The 16,454-nt window shown below is 37.5% G+C and carries 14 protein-coding genes; 6 read left to right on the top strand and 8 right to left on the bottom strand.

The features are described from left to right. Nucleotides 1-87: 87 nt before the first annotated feature. The 4 genes from F564_RS0113135 to dnaK form a co-directional block, all read right to left on the bottom strand. Complete coding sequence (locus tag F564_RS0113135; RefSeq protein ID WP_028123058.1) at nt 88-948, bottom strand: hypothetical protein; 861 nt, start codon at nt 946-948, stop codon at nt 88-90. 15 nt (nt 949-963) lie between these two features. After that, nucleotides 964-2,211, bottom strand: a complete 1,248-nt coding sequence (locus tag F564_RS0113130) for a site-specific integrase (protein ID WP_028123057.1) — start codon at nt 2,209-2,211, stop codon at nt 964-966. Next, nucleotides 2,208-2,777, bottom strand: coding sequence for a helix-turn-helix transcriptional regulator (locus F564_RS0113125; protein WP_028123056.1), 570 nt, complete (start codon nt 2,775-2,777; stop codon nt 2,208-2,210). Before F564_RS0113125 ends, F564_RS0113130 begins: the two co-directional genes overlap by 4 nt. Before the next feature lie 237 nt (nt 2,778-3,014). Beyond that, complete coding sequence (gene dnaK, locus F564_RS0113120; protein ID WP_028123055.1) at nt 3,015-4,904, bottom strand: molecular chaperone DnaK; 1,890 nt, start codon at nt 4,902-4,904, stop codon at nt 3,015-3,017. Nucleotides 4,905-5,118: 214 nt separating this feature from the next. Between dnaK and ppk1 the strand changes: the two genes are divergently transcribed. The 3 genes from ppk1 (at nt 5,119) to F564_RS0113105 (ending at nt 9,354) form a co-directional block, all read left to right on the top strand. Continuing rightward, a complete protein-coding gene (gene ppk1 / locus F564_RS0113115) occupies nt 5,119-7,188 on the top strand; it encodes a polyphosphate kinase 1 (protein ID WP_028123054.1) in 2,070 nt (689 codons plus the stop codon). A 38-nt stretch (nt 7,189-7,226) separates the two neighbouring features. Then, a complete protein-coding gene (locus F564_RS0113110; protein WP_028123053.1) occupies nt 7,227-8,111 on the top strand; it encodes a Ppx/GppA phosphatase family protein in 885 nt (294 codons plus the stop codon). Nucleotides 8,112-8,334: 223 nt separating this feature from the next. Then, nucleotides 8,335-9,354, top strand: coding sequence for an LLM class flavin-dependent oxidoreductase (locus tag F564_RS0113105; RefSeq protein ID WP_028123052.1), 1,020 nt, complete (start codon nt 8,335-8,337; stop codon nt 9,352-9,354). Between the two features lie 281 nt (nt 9,355-9,635). Here F564_RS0113105 and F564_RS0113100 read toward each other — a convergent pair whose 3' ends face one another. The 3 genes from F564_RS0113100 to lpxB all read right to left on the bottom strand — a co-directional run bounded on the left by F564_RS0113100 (nt 9,636) and on the right by lpxB (nt 13,325). After that, nucleotides 9,636-11,429 carry a ComEC/Rec2 family competence protein gene (locus F564_RS0113100; protein ID WP_028123051.1) on the bottom strand — a complete coding sequence of 598 codons (1,794 nt, stop codon included), beginning with the start codon at nt 11,427-11,429 and terminating at the stop codon, nt 9,636-9,638. A gap of 334 nt (nt 11,430-11,763) precedes the next feature. Then, nucleotides 11,764-12,219, bottom strand: a complete 456-nt coding sequence (locus F564_RS0113095; protein WP_028123050.1) for a hypothetical protein — start codon at nt 12,217-12,219, stop codon at nt 11,764-11,766. Continuing rightward, nucleotides 12,219-13,325, bottom strand: a complete 1,107-nt coding sequence (lpxB, locus tag F564_RS0113090; protein WP_028123049.1) for a lipid-A-disaccharide synthase — start codon at nt 13,323-13,325, stop codon at nt 12,219-12,221. The genes F564_RS0113095 and lpxB overlap by 1 nt, the downstream gene beginning before the upstream one ends. 325 nt (nt 13,326-13,650) lie before the next feature. Between lpxB and F564_RS0113080 the strand changes: the two genes are divergently transcribed. Genes F564_RS0113080 through F564_RS0113070 form a run of 3 tightly spaced genes read left to right on the top strand, consistent with a single transcriptional unit; the run spans nt 13,651 to nt 16,127 of the window. Beyond that, nucleotides 13,651-14,151: a DUF2480 family protein gene (locus F564_RS0113080; RefSeq protein WP_028123048.1), complete on the top strand. Its 501-nt coding sequence runs from the start codon at nt 13,651-13,653 to the stop codon at nt 14,149-14,151. A 5-nt stretch (nt 14,152-14,156) separates the two neighbouring features. Beyond that, the gene (locus F564_RS0113075) at nt 14,157-15,416 is read left to right on the top strand and encodes a protein O-mannosyl-transferase family (protein ID WP_028123047.1); all 1,260 of its coding nucleotides are present in this window, start codon (nt 14,157-14,159) and stop codon (nt 15,414-15,416) included. A gap of 60 nt (nt 15,417-15,476) precedes the next feature. Continuing rightward, nucleotides 15,477-16,127 carry a DUF937 domain-containing protein gene (locus F564_RS0113070; protein WP_028123046.1) on the top strand — a complete coding sequence of 217 codons (651 nt, stop codon included), beginning with the start codon at nt 15,477-15,479 and terminating at the stop codon, nt 16,125-16,127. Between the two features lie 53 nt (nt 16,128-16,180). Here F564_RS0113070 and F564_RS0113065 read toward each other — a convergent pair whose 3' ends face one another. Then, nucleotides 16,181-16,366 (bottom strand): 30S ribosomal protein THX, encoded by a 186-nt coding sequence (locus F564_RS0113065; protein WP_028123045.1) that lies wholly within the window; start codon nt 16,364-16,366, stop codon nt 16,181-16,183. Between the last annotated feature and the right edge of the window lie 88 nt (nt 16,367-16,454).

Below are 16,454 nucleotides of genomic sequence, written 5' to 3'. Positions count from 1 at the left end.
AATTTATGTTCTACGTCTGTTTGTTGTATGATTAAAAATGATTAAATCATACCGAAATAATAACGATTTTCTACTTTATATTAACTTTTATTGAAGCAGATTTTTTTCGATTTTAATTATTCCTTGCTCTTTTCTTGAGGTAAGCAATTTTTCGATTGTAATGATTTCATCTATTTCAGTAAAACTTTGAGAAAATACAGTCTTTAAGAATTTTGCAACATCTATCCTTTGATTATTTCCTCTATAATGATTCCATACATTCCAGCCAAAATGCATTAAATCAGTTGTGCCAAGAACTGTGATCTTAATTGGATTTACATTTTCAATTTTACCATCTCGAAGAAAAACTACCAGATAATCGCAAAGTTTGTATAAATCTTCATCTGTAATATATAAAGCTAATTTTTCTTTTGTGTATTGCACAATAAGATCCAATTTTTCTTGAATAAGTTCTTCCTCTCTGGCTTTGGCTCGAATTCTGATTTTATCCAGATCTGAAAGGTCTTTGGGATTTTCAATTTCCAATGATGTATCTGATATTTGATTTACAATTTCTCTGGTCGATTTATCCTCCTTTAATTTATTTTTTTCATCTTTCAAAATAGGAATAATTTCATTAAAAATCTGATCGTCATTTGACGAAGGCTGAATATCACTTTCTACAGTCTCAGCATCTTCTAAATTTTCTTCATTTTCTTTTTGTTCAGTAAAAGTGTTTATATTTTTAGCAAACCTCCCAATATTCAATTTCGGAATAATCTCATTTAAAATAACTACGATGATGGAATATAGTATAAATGCACTGCCAGAAGTAATTAAAAAGACTATGTTTCCTGAAATATTAGGATTGTTCTTCGAATAAGCTTCTTGAACGAAAACACCAATAATTGCACAGCAAATGATAACGGTAAAATATTTCAGGACAGAATCGAAGAATTTGATGTTCATAATTATATTTTGAAATTAATTTTTTAACGAATTTAATTGAATGGCTTCCGCCGCTTTATTCTTCTTGTCATCCACAACTTTTGCGTAAACCTGCGTAGTTTTTACGTTTGTATGACCAAGCATTTTACTTACTGTGTAAATATCAGTTCCGCTCGAAAGTTGAAGCGTTGCAAAAGTGTGTCTAAAATTATGAAAGGTTATTTTTTTAGTAATTCCAGCATTTTCAATCCACTTCTTGAGTGGTCGGGAAATCCAAGCCGGATTAGTCAGATTTTTAAAAATCAAATCATTTGGAAGCCCTATTTCACCACAAAGTTGTAATGCTTGTTTAGACATCGGCATATATCCTACACCTTTTGTCTTTTTTTGAGTAAAATTTATTCTGGCTTGATCGTTTTCAGTACTTATTTCCTTCCACGTAAGTTTCTGAATATCGGAATGTCGTAAACCTGTTAAAGCTGAAAAAAGTGCTGCTCGTTTAAGAACTTCAAGTTCGCAAGGCGTTTCAACTAAAGTATTAAGTTCATCAAGTGTTAAATATTCTCGTCTTGATTCCTCGTGCGGAATCGCTTTTATTTTCGCAGAAATATCAGTCGTAAAATATCCTTCAATAAAAGCTTGTTTTAATGCGGCTTTGAATACAGAAAAATAAGTTGAAGCCGTATTTTGAGAAATAATCTCTTCCTTATTGCTGCCACTTTTTGCAGTCAACAAATATGATTTAAAGTGTTCACAGAATTTTGTGTTGATCTGCGAAAACATAATTTTTTCGCCTCCAAAATCTTTTAGAAATTCTATCGAACGATACCAATTTATTTGAATAGATTCGGAATTGTTTTTATGTCTTTTATTAACCAACAAATCAAAATATCTTACAAAATTCTCCTGCGATTTTTCTTTTTGCTCTACTTGAATTTTGTCGAGTTCGCTGTAAAGTTCTATATTATCATATTCTCTCTGACGTAATTTACGCATAGAATCTGCATAGAACATTGTTTCCCGATCATTTTCGCTTTTGCAAACGATAATACCATTGTCATCTCTTTTAGGTTTAAATGAAACGGATTCTTGGGTTGTTCTTGCAGGTCTTTTCTTATCAAAATCTACGGTTGTGACGCTTCGGTTCAAATATTCCCGGATTCTCTGAACTTTATCTTTACCAGGAATCATCACAGGATAACTTTCCAAATAAATAAACCATTCTTTTCGGAATTCGGATTTTCGCAATCGTACGGTAACTTTGGTTTTCAATAACTCTTTCATTTTCCGTCAAAAATTTTATCAATTAAATTTTTAGGAACATACAAGAAACTCCCAACTTTCTTTGTCGGAATTTTGTTTCTCTTAATCAAATTAGTCACAGTTCCTGGATCCGCATAGAATTTTGAACTAATTTCGGAAATTGTGTAGCAATTACCAACTTCAAAATTGGGTTTCTCAGGAATTTCTTTCGACTTATCTGGCATTTCAACTGCTGAAAATAAGTCTTCCAAATCTGATCGCTTAACGCGAGTTAATCTTGAGCCTAGATTAATTCCAGTAATAATTCCTCGTTTTATATATCTGTGCACTGTATCTCTTGAAAGCCCAAACATAACAGTAGCTTCAGCAACTGAAATAAATTCTCTATTCTGAACTTCGGCAATCTTGTTCTTATATTTTTGTAAAAGAGTATCTTTTTCTACTTTATCTTTTTCAAGTTTCTTCCTTGCTTTTAATGCTTTATTGTTACAAGAAGTAGAGCAAAAACGACTTGTAACTGTCTTTGCTTCAAAGGGTTTTGAACACTGTTCGCATACCCTTGGTATTTTTAATTTACTAAATCCCATTCTGAAATAACATCCTGAACATTCTCTGTTTTTTGGCTTCTAAAATAAAATAAGGCGCATAAGACGCACATTACATCCAAATAGCGCGCGGTACAATTGAGATACAAAAATACAATAAAAATCGATTAAAATCAACTATTAATAAAAAATGCAAAAACAAAAAAATCGCTGTAAACATTACATTTACAGCGATTTGCTAATTTATTTTGATCGATTTTAATCGATGATAATTGCTACTTATTTGACTTCTTCAAAATCAGCATCCTGAACATCTTCTGCTCCGTTTGCTTGACCTTGAGTTTGTTGAGCGCCTGCTTCAGCACCTTGTCCTTGTGCGTACATTTCTTCTGAAGCCGCCATCCAAGCTGCATCTAGAGCTTCGGTTTTGGTTTTTACGCTGTCCATATCTTTTGCTTCGAAAGCGGTTTTCAATTCTGTATGAGCAGTTTCGATTGCTGCTTTTTTGTCTGCAGATAATTTATCACCAAATTCTTTCAGTTGCTTTTCAGTTTGGAAAATCAATCCGTCTGCTTTGTTGAAAATTTCAACTTCTTCTTTTCTTTTAGCATCAGAAGAAGCGTTTTCTTCAGCTTCACGTTTCATTCTTTGGATTTCATCATCTGAAAGTCCTGAACTTGCCTGAATTTTGATAGATTGTTCTTTTCCTGTTCCTTTATCTTTTGCAGAAACGCTCAAGATTCCGTTAGCATCAATATCGAAAGTTACTTCAATTTGTGGAACTCCTCTTTGAGCCGGTGGAATATCTGTAAGGTCGAATCTACCGATTTCTTTGTTATCGTTGAACATTGGTCTTTCACCTTGTCCTACTCTGATGCTTACTGCAGGCTGGTTGTCAGACGCTGTAGAGAATACTTCAGATTTTTTAGTTGGAATTGTAGTGTTGGCATCAATTAATTTCGTGAAAACAGAACCCATAGTTTCGATACCTAAAGAAAGTGGTGTAACGTCTAATAAAAGTACGTCTGTAACATCTCCAGTTAAAACTCCACCTTGAATTGCTGCACCGATTGCTACAACCTCATCTGGGTTAACACCTTTCGAAGGTTTTTTACCGAAGAATTTCTCAACTTCTTCCTGGATGATTGGGATTCTTGTAGAACCACCTACCAAGATTACTTCGTCGATATCGCTGATAGAAAGACCTGCATCAGAAAGCGCTTTTTTACAAGGCTCCATAGATCTTCTTACCAAGTCAGCAGATAATTGCTCGAATTTAGCTTTCGTTAAAGTCTTCACCAAGTGCTTAGGACCTGTAGCTGTAGCTGTGATATACGGAAGGTTGATTTCAGTTTGAGGAGAAGAAGACAATTCTATTTTTGCTTTTTCAGCTGCTTCTTTCAATCTTTGTAATGCGATTGCATCAGATTTTAAATCTACACCATCTTCAGCTTTAAACTCGTCTGCCATCCAGTTGATAATCACATCATCAAAGTCATCACCACCTAGGTGTGTATCTCCATTTGTAGACAATACTTCGAAAACACCGTCTCCTAAATCAAGGATAGAAACGTCAAAAGTACCACCACCTAAATCGTAAACTGCAATTTTTTGGTCTTTGTGTGCTTTATCCATACCATAAGCCAAAGCTGCTGCAGTAGGCTCGTTGATAATTCTTTCTACTGTAAGACCAGCGATTTCACCCGCTTCTTTGGTAGCTTGTCTTTGAGCGTCATTAAAGTAAGCCGGAACAGTGATTACCGCTCTTGTTACTTCTTGTCCAAGATAATCTTCAGCCGTTTTCTTCATTTTCTGAAGAATCATTGCAGAAACCTCTTGTGGTGTATATTCTCTGTCGTCAATTTTTACTTTTACAGTATCATTTGGTCCACTTACTACTTTGTAAGGTACTCTAGACACTTCAGAAGCATCATCTTTGAAATGTGTACCGATGAATCTTTTGATAGAGTATACAGTTTTTGTAGGGTTTGTTACCGCCTGTCTTTTTGCAGGATCACCTACTTTTCTTTCACCATCTTCTGTAAACGCTACGATAGAAGGCGTTGTTCTTTTTCCTTCTGCATTAGGGATTACTACAGCATCTTTACCTTCCATTACGGCAACGCAAGAGTTGGTTGTACCTAAGTCAATTCCGATTATTTTACTCATTTTTTTATATGTTATTTTTTGTTATTATCAATTGTTACAGTGACCAATTCTCAATATTTGTACCATGACAAAAAAAGTGACAAATTGTCATTTACAATATTTAAAATTTAATTGATAATGAGGAAACATCCCAGAACACTTTAAGATTGTAGTTTGGCGTACATTTTTAATTCCCATGAATTTTACTACTTTTGAGATCATCAAAAACCCAATAATGCCACAAGAATTTAATCCACGAGACGTCACCTGGCTTGGTTTCAATGCCAGAGTCCTACAGGAAGCTATGGACAAAAGTGTCCCTATCCATCTAAGAATAAGATTTTTAGGCATTTTTTCTAATAATCTGGATGAATTTTTCCGTGTGAGAGTAGCTGGACTGAAACGCGCCATGGACTTCAAACAGAAGGTTTTGAGCGAATCTTTTTATGATGCGCCTTCCAAAATTCTTCAAAAAATCAATAAGCTGGTAATCCACCAGCAGGAAGATTTTGACAGAACCTGGAAAGATGTTCAGCGCGAAATGGCAAAAGAAAAGGTTTTTATTAAAGACCATAAACACCTGACTGCTGCACAAAAGGAATTTGTAGTCAAATATTTTGACGAAGAAGTGGAGTCCAATGTGATCCCAATCCTTCTTCACGACAACAAACCAATGCCTTACATCCGTGAAAAAAGTCTTTTTATAGGTGTTGCAATGCGCAGGAAAGAATGGCAGTACGAAAGCCAATACGCGATCATTGAGGTTCCTGTGACGGCCAACGGAAGATTTGTCCTACTTCCTACAGAAGATCCGCAACAGAAAGATGTGATGCTGCTGGAAGATGTCATCATTTATAACCTGCCGCATATCTTCTCCTATTTTGGATATGATGAGTTTACAGCACACTGTTTCAAGGTGACAAAAGATGCAGAATTCGATTTGGATAATGACATCAAAACGACCTTGGCAGACAAAATCGAAAAAGGGATCAAAAGCAGACGGAAAGGCAAACCCACGCGTTTCGTATTTGATAAAGAAATAGACAAAGCCTTGCTAGAGTTTCTGATCAAAAAGCTAAATCTCACCAAAAAAGACAGCATCATACCGGGGCAGAAGATCCACAACTTCAGGCACTTTATGGATTTTCCTGAGGTGTTCAAAGCTTATGAAAAACCTGTAGAGCGTACATCCTTTATCCATCCGGAATTTGCGAACAAACAGAGAGTGACTGATGTGATCATCAAAAAAGATGTGTTACTCACTTTCCCATACCATTCATACGATTCCGTCATAGATCTACTAAGAGAAGCCGCAATGGATCCTGATGTAAAATCGATCCAAATCACCGCTTACAGACTGGCATCTAGTTCCAAGATCGTCAATGCCCTGATCAATGCGGTAAGAAACGGAAAAGAAGTGACCATCATGTTGGAACTCCGCGCAAGATTTGACGAAGAGTCCAACCTGATGTGGAAAGACAAGCTGGAAATGGAAGGCGTAAAAGTTCTTCTAGGGATTCCCAACAGAAAAGTACACGCCAAATTGTGCGTCATCAAAAAACGTGTTCATAATAAAACGATCCAATACGGATTTGTCAGCACCGGGAACTTCAACGAAAAAACAGCCAAGATCTATGGAGATCATCTTGTGATGACTTCAAACAGAGCAATAATGGCAGATATTAATAAAATATTTTCCGCACTCAACAAACCGAAAGTTGACCCTACGATCACGTTGAAAAGCTGTAAAAGTCTGATGGTCTGTCCAGAGTTTATGCGGGAGAAAATCATCGCTCACATCGACAAAGAAATTGAGGAAGCCAAAGCCGGACGCAAGGCTGAAATGATTATCAAAGTCAATTCTCTCAGCGACAAAACTTTGATCCTAAAACTTTACGAAGCTGCACAAGCTGGCGTAACGGTGAAAATGATTGTTCGTGGCATCTATTGTGCTATCAATCAGAAAGAATTCAAGAAAAAGATCTACGCCATCAGTATTGTGGATGAATATCTGGAACATGCCAGGGTGATGTATTTCTATAACAAAGGCGTAGAGAATATGTACATCTCTTCCGCAGACTGGATGACGAGAAACCTGGATTACAGAATAGAAGCCGCAACGCCTATCTTACAAAAGAATCTGAAAAAGGAACTGAAAACACTTCTGGATATTCAGCTGGATGACAATGTGAAAGCACGGATCCTCGACAAGAATATAAGAAACGAATATGTGGAAACAGACAAAACCGATCAAAAAAGATCACAAATAGAAACCTATCATTATCTCAAAAACCAGAAATACTAAAATTTAGTTTAAATTTAATCTTTAATTACGCCAAATCAATGATAATCGCCGCTATAGACATAGGAAGTAATGCCGCCCGTTTGCTCATCAACGAAGTAAAGAAAACGAACGACAAAACAGAATTCACGAAACTGAATCTTCTAAGAATCCCACTTAGACTGGGTTTTGATGTTTTCAGCAATGGTGAGATTGGCGCAGAAAGAAAGCAGATGGTCATCAACACAATGAAGATCTTCAGCCAGTTGATGACGATGTACAAAGTGGAACATTACCGCGCCTGCGCAACCAGTGCCATGCGTGACGCAAAAAACGGACAGGAAATCATTGACATTGTAAAAGAACAGGCTGACATCAATATAGAGATCATTACTGGTGACGAAGAAGCCACCCTCATCTACGAAAACCACGTAGCCGAAGGACTGGACAAAGACTTCGCTTACCTTTATGTGGATGTGGGCGGCGGTTCTACGGAACTTACTTTCTATGAAAACAGTGAGATGCAGTACGAGCACTCATTCAACATTGGTACCATCCGCTTGCTTAACGGATTGGTAACACCTACCATTTGGGATGAGATGAAAGATGAGATCAAAGACAAGATCAAAAGCAAAAAAACGATAGTTGCCATTGGTTCTGGCGGGAATATCAATAAGATCTTCTCTATGAGCAAAACCAAAGATGGCAAACCAATGCCGGTTTCTGTGATCAAGAAATACCTCAAGGAAATGGAAAGGCTTTCTGTAGAAGAAAGGATGCAGGAGTACCACATCCGGGAAGACCGCGCAGATGTAATCGTTCCAGCTTTGACGATCTTTAATAACGTGATGACATGGGCAGACATCAAACACATCTATGTCCCAAAGATCTCTGTGGCAGATGGTTTGATCCACAGCATTTATACCCAAGTTACAGATCACCATTAAGGACTTGCAAGATGCGTACATTACAGGCCCAAATCAACTATTTTAAAAATAACCGCTGATCTGCTTTCGCTTCAAATCTTCTGAAAAAGCTTGTTATAAAAAGTTTTATTAAACATTAACCTATCATCAAAGAACTATCGACAGATATTGCTAATTACCCTACATCAATGTCAATAAAATTTGCAACCTGTAAATTTGTTGTATCAAAAAAAATACGACAATTATGGAATTAGGAATAGGCATGTTCGGAGACGTTTCTCTAGACACAAAAACCGGAAAATACAGAGACGCCAGCGTAAAACTAAACGAGATCTTGGAGCAGGTAAAACTGATGGATCAAGTTGGCCTGGATGTTTTCGCTATGGGCGAGCACCACCGTGAAGATTACGCCGTGTCATCTCCAGAAATTCTTTTGGCAGCAGCAGCAAGCGTTACTCAAAATATAAAATTGGCAAGCGGTGTAACGGTACTAAGTTCATCAGAACCAGTGAAAGTCTACCAGGACTTCTCTATGATCGATCTGATCTCAAAAGGAAGAGCCGAGATCATCGTAGGCAGAGGAAGTTTCATAGAATCTTTTCCTTTGTTGGGTTATGACCTATCAGATTACAGTCAACTCTTTGAGGAGAAACTTGACCTGTTGTTAAAAATCAATAATGGGGAAAATGTAAGCTGGAGCGGCAAACTACGCGCACCTATGCAAAACCAGACCGCCTACCCAAGAGCTTACAACGGAGGCAAATTGCCAATCTGGATTGCTGTGGGCGGTACACCGGAATCTGTGCTGAGAGCTGCAAAACTGGGCTTACCTTTAATAGTTGCCATCATTGGAGGAATGCCGAAACAGTTCAAAAACCTCATCGATTTTTACAAGCAGGAATATCTGAAAGCAGGCCACGACGAGGACACAATGCAGATCGCAATCCATTCCCACACTTTTGTGAGTGATGACCAAAAAGACATTGATCAATACTTCTTCAATTACAAATCTCAAATGGACAGAATCGGCAGAAGCCGCGGATGGGCGCCGTACAGTAAAGACCAATACGAAGGTGGAAGAAGCAAAGACGGCGCACTCTTCATCGGAAACGCCAATGAAGTAGCAGATAAAATTTCTGAAATGAAAGAATTGTTCGGTTTAACGAGATTTATCGGACATATGGACGTGGGCGATCCTGCGCACCATGTGATGATGAAATCTATAGAATTATTCGGAGAGGGAGTAGCACCGATTGTGAAATAATGATCCGAGATTACACATTAGAGATTAGAAGTTAGCATTTGATGGCACTTCATAGAACTCAGTTTAAGTTTTACTAAAATCATTAAAAAAGAAATCCTGAACCAAGACATTCAGGATTTCTTTTTGTTTTTATTCCAATGACTGTCCTCTGGTAAGTCTCATGAATAAAGCGTTTGCAGTGAGGAATGAAAAGCAGCGTGCGTTTTCATAAAAACATCACGGATTTTTTTCAGAAGGTGATATCAGCAAGCAACAACATTTTGTCAGGAGCAGCTTGCAGATCATTTCAAATGATATTTTGTACCTTCAAAAACAAAAGCATCGGCATCATCTGGATAATATTTGATTTCGTAATTTGAAATCCGTCTTGAAACCAAGTAAGGATTGACCACAAAATCTATCATTTTTTCCTGATTCCTTTGTTCCTTCAGCCAGAAAACAATTTGGTCCTTGTTTTTTACACTGATGATCTTCTCTTTGTAAAAATGATGCACCAGAACTTCACTTTTCTCATAGTTATAAATATTAAAACCGATTCTCAATCCAAAAAACAGCAAAAGACAAACGCTGAGACGAAGCACATATTTGATATTAAAAAAATCCTTGATTAAGAACTTCAAGAAATAAATTCCTAAAAGCAACACGCCAACTTCTAAAATACTTAACGGGATGTTTTTATTCATCAACGATTCAAAGCTGGAAAACCAGTGAATGGCTTTCAACACGTAAAGAATAAACGCATCAAACACCTGAAAAACCAAAAGATATTTCATTCCAAAAGCAATAGCAATCACCATTATCAAAGACGAAACAATCATAATTTCTGAAAGTGGAATGATTAATAAATTCGCGAAAATTGACACCAACGAAAACTGATGAAAATAATAAATAGCCAATGGCAACGTCGCAATCTGCGCAGAAAATGTCATTGCAGTGATGCTGTAAATGAAATCTTCCAACCAATATTTTGGTTTTCGTAATAACTTCTTAATCGGCTCTGACAGCCACCAAATACCCAAAACCGCGACATAACTCAATTGAAATCCAACGTCGAAAAACTGATTAGAATCTACAATCAGAAGAATAAAAGCCGATAACGACAAAGAATGCAACAAATCTGATTTCCGCTGCAACAAAACCATCACATAATAACAAGAAATCATCAGACAGCTCCGCATCACAGAACTGCCATAATCTATAAAAACAGCGAAAATCCAAATTAAAATAAGACTTAAAACAATTGCTATTTTCCGAAATCTGACTGGCGTCATTTGATTAAAAACAAACAAAGTGATCCAGAAAATAATGACCATATGAGATCCGGAAATCGCCAGTAAATGCACCAATCCGGTTTGATTGAAATCCTTCACCGTATCCTTGTCCATATCGGTTCTGTCGGATAAAATAATGCCTTTCAGAAATTCCTGAATCTTTGGCGAAAGTGACGTTTGATTGATCTGGTTGAGAATCTCAAGGCGTTTTTGCCGAATTTGGTCCGAGAAAGAAACTTCTGTTTTTACAGTTTTTAGAATGCCATTCGGTAAATAAGCCTGTAAGAAAACCTGTTGTCTTGCAAGGTATTTTTTGTAATCAAACTGGAAATCATGATGAATGCTTTCCGGCTGATGGATATATACTTCTGCATCATAAAAATGATTGAAGTCCAATAATCCCTGATCTTTCGGCATACTCAGAACCGTTTTGATTGGGGAAAAAAGTTGGGATTCATTGGATGGGATGGCTAAAATCTCCACGATATAACGTCTGTTCTTATCATTAGAATTCAGTTTTTTATCGAGTTGGAAGACCACATTTTCTTTTGATTTTAACGTGGGAAGTGCTGATTTTTCAGAATGCTGAGAATGAACAAATAAACCAATTGAGAAGAAGAAAAATCCTAATACATAATATTTGATTCTCTGAAAAAAAACCTTTCTCATCAAGATCGTGAATAGAAAAGCGCCGGACAAAATCACAAGCCCGAATCCGATTATCTTGCTAAAAAGCACATACTCGCGCAAGACAATACCGAGTACGAAGCATAGCAACAATATGAGTAAAGGCTGTTTTTTCATTGGTGTTCATTTGTGTTAAGTATTGATCTCTCGCAGATTTTAGTAGTTGATCAGATCTTTTTTTCTAACTTCGGTTTTCGGGTTGATTTGCAATTCTTGTTATTGAATCTAAAATATGATCAGTATTAAAATTAACCAAAATTCCTCATTTTTTGTCTGCCCATTTTAAGTAAATTAAACTTTGTTTGAACGGCACACTCTCCAGCTCTTTTACAGATTTCAGCTCAAACTTCCTTCCTATTTCTTCAGTTGTTTTGTGTTTTTAAAATTACAATGCACAAAAAAAACCTATTAGATTTGCAGAATCTCCGATAGGTGATAGGCGTTGCAACTATTATTTCAAAATATCATCTGCAATTTTCAGATGATGATTGGTATGAAGCCCCAAGAACTTCAAGCTTGTTTTTTTATCAAAATCACCCAAAAAAGGATGCGTGATAAAGGATTTTTCAGGAAGATTTTTGACAGCTTCAAGTCTTTCTTTTGCCAGATTCGACAGTTTCAAAATACTTTCCTGAGTCGGGATTTCTACCGGGAAGAACTGTTTCGGCGCCTTGACCTTACCTCTTGGAATTAATCCGAAATTCAGGAATACAAACTTCTTCAGACTGAATTTCGGTTTGTAATCTTTCGGATCTGTCAAAGACAGACCTTTCAGAGTGCTATTTATAATCAAGAGAGCGTGTTCCAGATGCCATCCGACAGACGCTTTGGAAACTTGCTCATTCGTCACATCAATATGGAGTAATAGTGATTCTATTTTTTGTAATTGATCTTGTATATGTTTCATTATTTTGAGTTGACTATAATTTCTGCCGCAGTATCACTGGCACCACTTCCGCCTAATTTTGACCTCAATATGTCGTAATCCTTTAAAACCTGATCTCTCTTTTCTGTATGAAGGATTTTATGAAGTTCTTTGACCAGATTGTTCGTATCCAAATCATTTTGAATCAGTTCTGTCACGACTTCTTTGTCCATAATGAGATTGACGAGGGAAATATATTTGATATTCTTGATCAGTCGTTTTCCAATTTCATAGGAGATCCTGCTGCCTTTGTAGCAGACCACTTCCGGAATATTGAGCAAAGCCGTTTCCAAAGTTGCCGTTCCGGACGTTACCAAAGCGGCTTTGGCACATCTGAGTAAGTCATAGGTTTTGTTGGATACAAAATGAACATCAGCGTCCACAAATTGCTCATAAAAATCTCTTTCCAGACTTGGCGCACCAGCAATGACGAATTGATAATCAGAGAAATGACTTCTGACAGACAGCATAAGCTCCAGCATTTTGGTAACTTCCTGTTTTCTTGAGCCAGGCAGCAGAGCAATGATTTCTTTTTCATTCAGTTTGTTTTCTGATTTGAATGTTTGAACATCCACAGGCTGCAAACCTTCTATCGCATCTAGCAATGGATGACCTACAAAATGGGCTTCCATGTCGTGCTTCTTATAAAAATCCTTTTCAAATGGGAGAATAACAAGCATTTCATCTACATACATCCTGATGGTTTCCACACGCCCTTCTTTCCACGCCCAGAGTTGGGGCGAAATATAATAGATCACTTTGATACCCAGTTCTTGAGCAAATTTGGCAATTCTTAGATTAAATCCCGGATAATCCACCAGAATCAGCATATCTGGTTTGTAGTCCTGGATGTCTTTTTTACAGATCCTGATATTATTAAGGATGGTTTTCAAATTCTGAATCACTTCCAGAAATCCCATAAAGGCGAGATCGCGGTAATGTTTGACCAAAGTTCCGCCCTGTTTCTGCATCAGATCGCCGCCCCAGAATCGGAATTCTGCGTTTTGGTCTTTCTGTTTGAGGGCTTTCATCAGGTTGGAAGCATGCAGATCGCCGGAAGCTTCGCCTGCTATGATGTAATATTTCAAGCTGTGTATTTTAGATGATGAGAGTTAGGATGATCGATTTTTAAAATTAAGTTTTTTCTGTGAAATCATTAACTTTGAACAAAAATAAATCATTTTGGTTTATGGTGTTTGGGAAAGTTGGTTTTAGAGAAAAATTCTTCTGACTGACAAAAACCATAGCCCCGATAGTAGCGGCATCCTTTTTTGTCTTTCTGATCACCTCTTGTGATGACCAAGCACCAATGACAAAAAAGATACAGCGGATAGCGGGAAACAGCTCCCGAGAAAAATAAGATCACAGTTGAACACAGCTGGTGATCTGCTAAAAATTGTTTAAATTTAGAACATGGAAGAGATCGTAAATAAAGTTGCAGAAAGCGGATTGTTGAATTTTGACATTTCTGATCTGGTACCAAAAGGAAAAAGAATCGGGATCGACATCAAGGATTATCTTTGGGAAGGTCTGATTTTAAAGGAGAAAGATTTCCGTGAGAAAATAAAAAATATAGATGTAGAAGTTTATCAGGACGCTTACGTGTACATCTACTGTTCTGAGGATGTGATCATTCCGCTTTGGGCCTATTTCCTGATTACTTCAAAAGTAACTGGGCATGCAAAAAAGGTGGTTTTCGGCAACCGGGAAGATTTGGAAGTCCTGTTGATGCACAACGCGATCCAAACTTACGACTTTTCCGAAATGAGAGACAAACGTGTTTTGGTAAAGGGCTGCAGTGATGAGTTCATCCCCAACAACGCTTACGTAGAATTGGTAGAACAACTCAAACCGCTTGTGAAATCCCTGATGTTTGGAGAAGCGTGCAGCAATGTTCCGATTTTTAAAAATTAGTTTGAATGGCGAAAAAAACGATAAGCTTTTTAATTTTTCTAACTTTTTTCATCATTTATGACGCAGGTAGTTTTTCCAAAATATCATTTGGAGACGGTATTGGATTTGTGCTGGACGTAGAAAAACGCGACTTTCTCCTTGATTTTACGCCTTTGACTCACTTCCTTTACATCAATACGGCCGTCTTTTTTTCAAAATTTTTAGGCATGGACAGCGTTGCAGTAATGCGATTGATGTCTGTGATTCCTGCTGCAATCACCGTAAGTCTTGTTTTTGTTTTGATCAAAGAATTGATTGAAGAAAACTGGATCGCCGTGATGTCGACGTTCGTCTTTGGATTTTCTTTTACGTTTTGGCGCAGTGCAGAAACGGTAGAGGTGTATGCGTTCAATGCCCTTTGGGTCATTCTGTTTGTACTGTACGCCATCAAATCTTTGAGACACGATTCACAGAACTATATGGTGACAGTTGGTGTCTTATTAGGCATAAGTCTTTGGGTTCATATTCAGAACATTATGTTGCTTCCTGCTTATCTGTTTTTGCTCTATCAAGTAAAATCTGACCGGCGAAATACGGCAATATCACTTTTGTCTTTCGTTATTATTTTTTCATTGATGTTTTATGTCAATCATCTTCAGCATATTGAAATGAAATATGTATTTGCTTCAAAAAATGGACACTGGATACAGTCTACTTTTGACCAGAGTTTGATGGATCTGGTGAAAGATGTCGTGAAGGCTGTTTCATTTTTAGTTTATAATTTCAACGTGTTTATATTGTTCAGCATGAGTGGCATTGTGCATCTGTACAAAAACTTCAAAACCGAATCTCTTTTTCTGTTCACCGCTTCTGTCTTCACCGTAGGCTTTGCTACTTTTTACGCAGTTTCCGACAACTACGTTTTCTTCATTCCTTTCTACATTATTTTGACGCTGTTTATCGCTTTAGGTATCAAGACATTAAGTTCAAAATACGCGTTGAGAAAACTAAGATTTGCCCCCTTTTTAACACCCTTATTTTATCTGTGTAGCCTTTATGTAGTCTCATCAACGCCTCAGGGGAAAAAATTCCATCAGGAAAAGATGTACAAAAACGGACTGACCTACTATATGCTCCCTTGGCTTCATGACAATATCGGTTGTATAGAGTTCACTTTAAGAGATGCGCAGACAGAGGATCCGATGATCGTTTTAAAAAAAACAGCAAGAGAATTCATCCAACTTCGGAAGAAATATCAATCAATGGAAGAAATTCGCAAACTTTAAAAATTTAATGATAAATCTCTGTCATTTTTTTTATCTTTGATTCAAACAAAGACATAAATTATGAGTTTATTAGACCTTATTACAGGAAGTACTGGCAACCAGGTTGCAGAACAGGCTGAGAACAAATTCGGGATCAGCAAAAATCAGATTATCGGACTTTTAATCGTTGCTGCACCTTTGGTAATCAGCTATCTGAAGAAAAAATCAGAAAATTCTGACGAAGCAGATAAACTGAACGCCGCGCTAGACAAAGACCACGACGGAAGCATTTTGAATAATCCTGCACAAGCACTCGACAGAGGCCAGGAAGGCGATTCTATACTAAGCCATATTTTCGGTGGCGAAAAAGCAAGCGTAGAAAACCAACTTTCTCAGAATACAGGAATTTCTATGGACAAGATAGGACCAATTATGGCGATGCTAGCACCAGTCATTATGGGTTACATTGGCCAGCAAAAACAAGCCAACAATGTCACTTCTGGCGGTGGACTCGGAGATCTGCTTGGTGGAATCCTTGGTAATTCTGCTCAAGAATCTCAGGCATCCAACAATCCTTTGAGTGATATTTTGGGAAGCGTACTTGGGGGCGCAGCGCAATCTTCAGGAGGCGGATTAGGCGATATCCTAGGCAGCGTTTTGGGCGGCGGCAACCAGCAACAATCTCAACAAGGCGGTCTTGGCGGTCTTTTAGGAGGACTTTTCGGAAAATAGACAATTACATCATCTACAAAAATCGGGTCCGTAAAATTTACGGACCCGATTTTTTATTTTTCTTCAGACTCACTTGCTTTTTCAGCCTTTGGCTTGGTGGCTTTCGGCTTCGTTTCTGCCCTGTCCTTAACGGGCCCTTGAGCCTCTACTGCAGGTTTCGAGCTTTTTCTAAGTCGGGATTTCCCATAACTTCCTCGCGCGATTTTTCCTTTGGTAGATTTTTGATCTCCTCTTCCCATAATAATTAAATATTTGATTTCCACTAATTTACAATAATTTTCCGAGACTACCAAGAATCAGGGCGTGTCCCTCGCATTGGCGTGTCAT

Source organism: Epilithonimonas tenax DSM 16811, from assembly GCF_000428485.1.
Classification (GTDB): Bacteria; Bacteroidota; Bacteroidia; order Flavobacteriales; family Weeksellaceae; genus Epilithonimonas; species Epilithonimonas tenax.
This window is presented reverse-complemented; position numbering and strand designations above follow the sequence as displayed.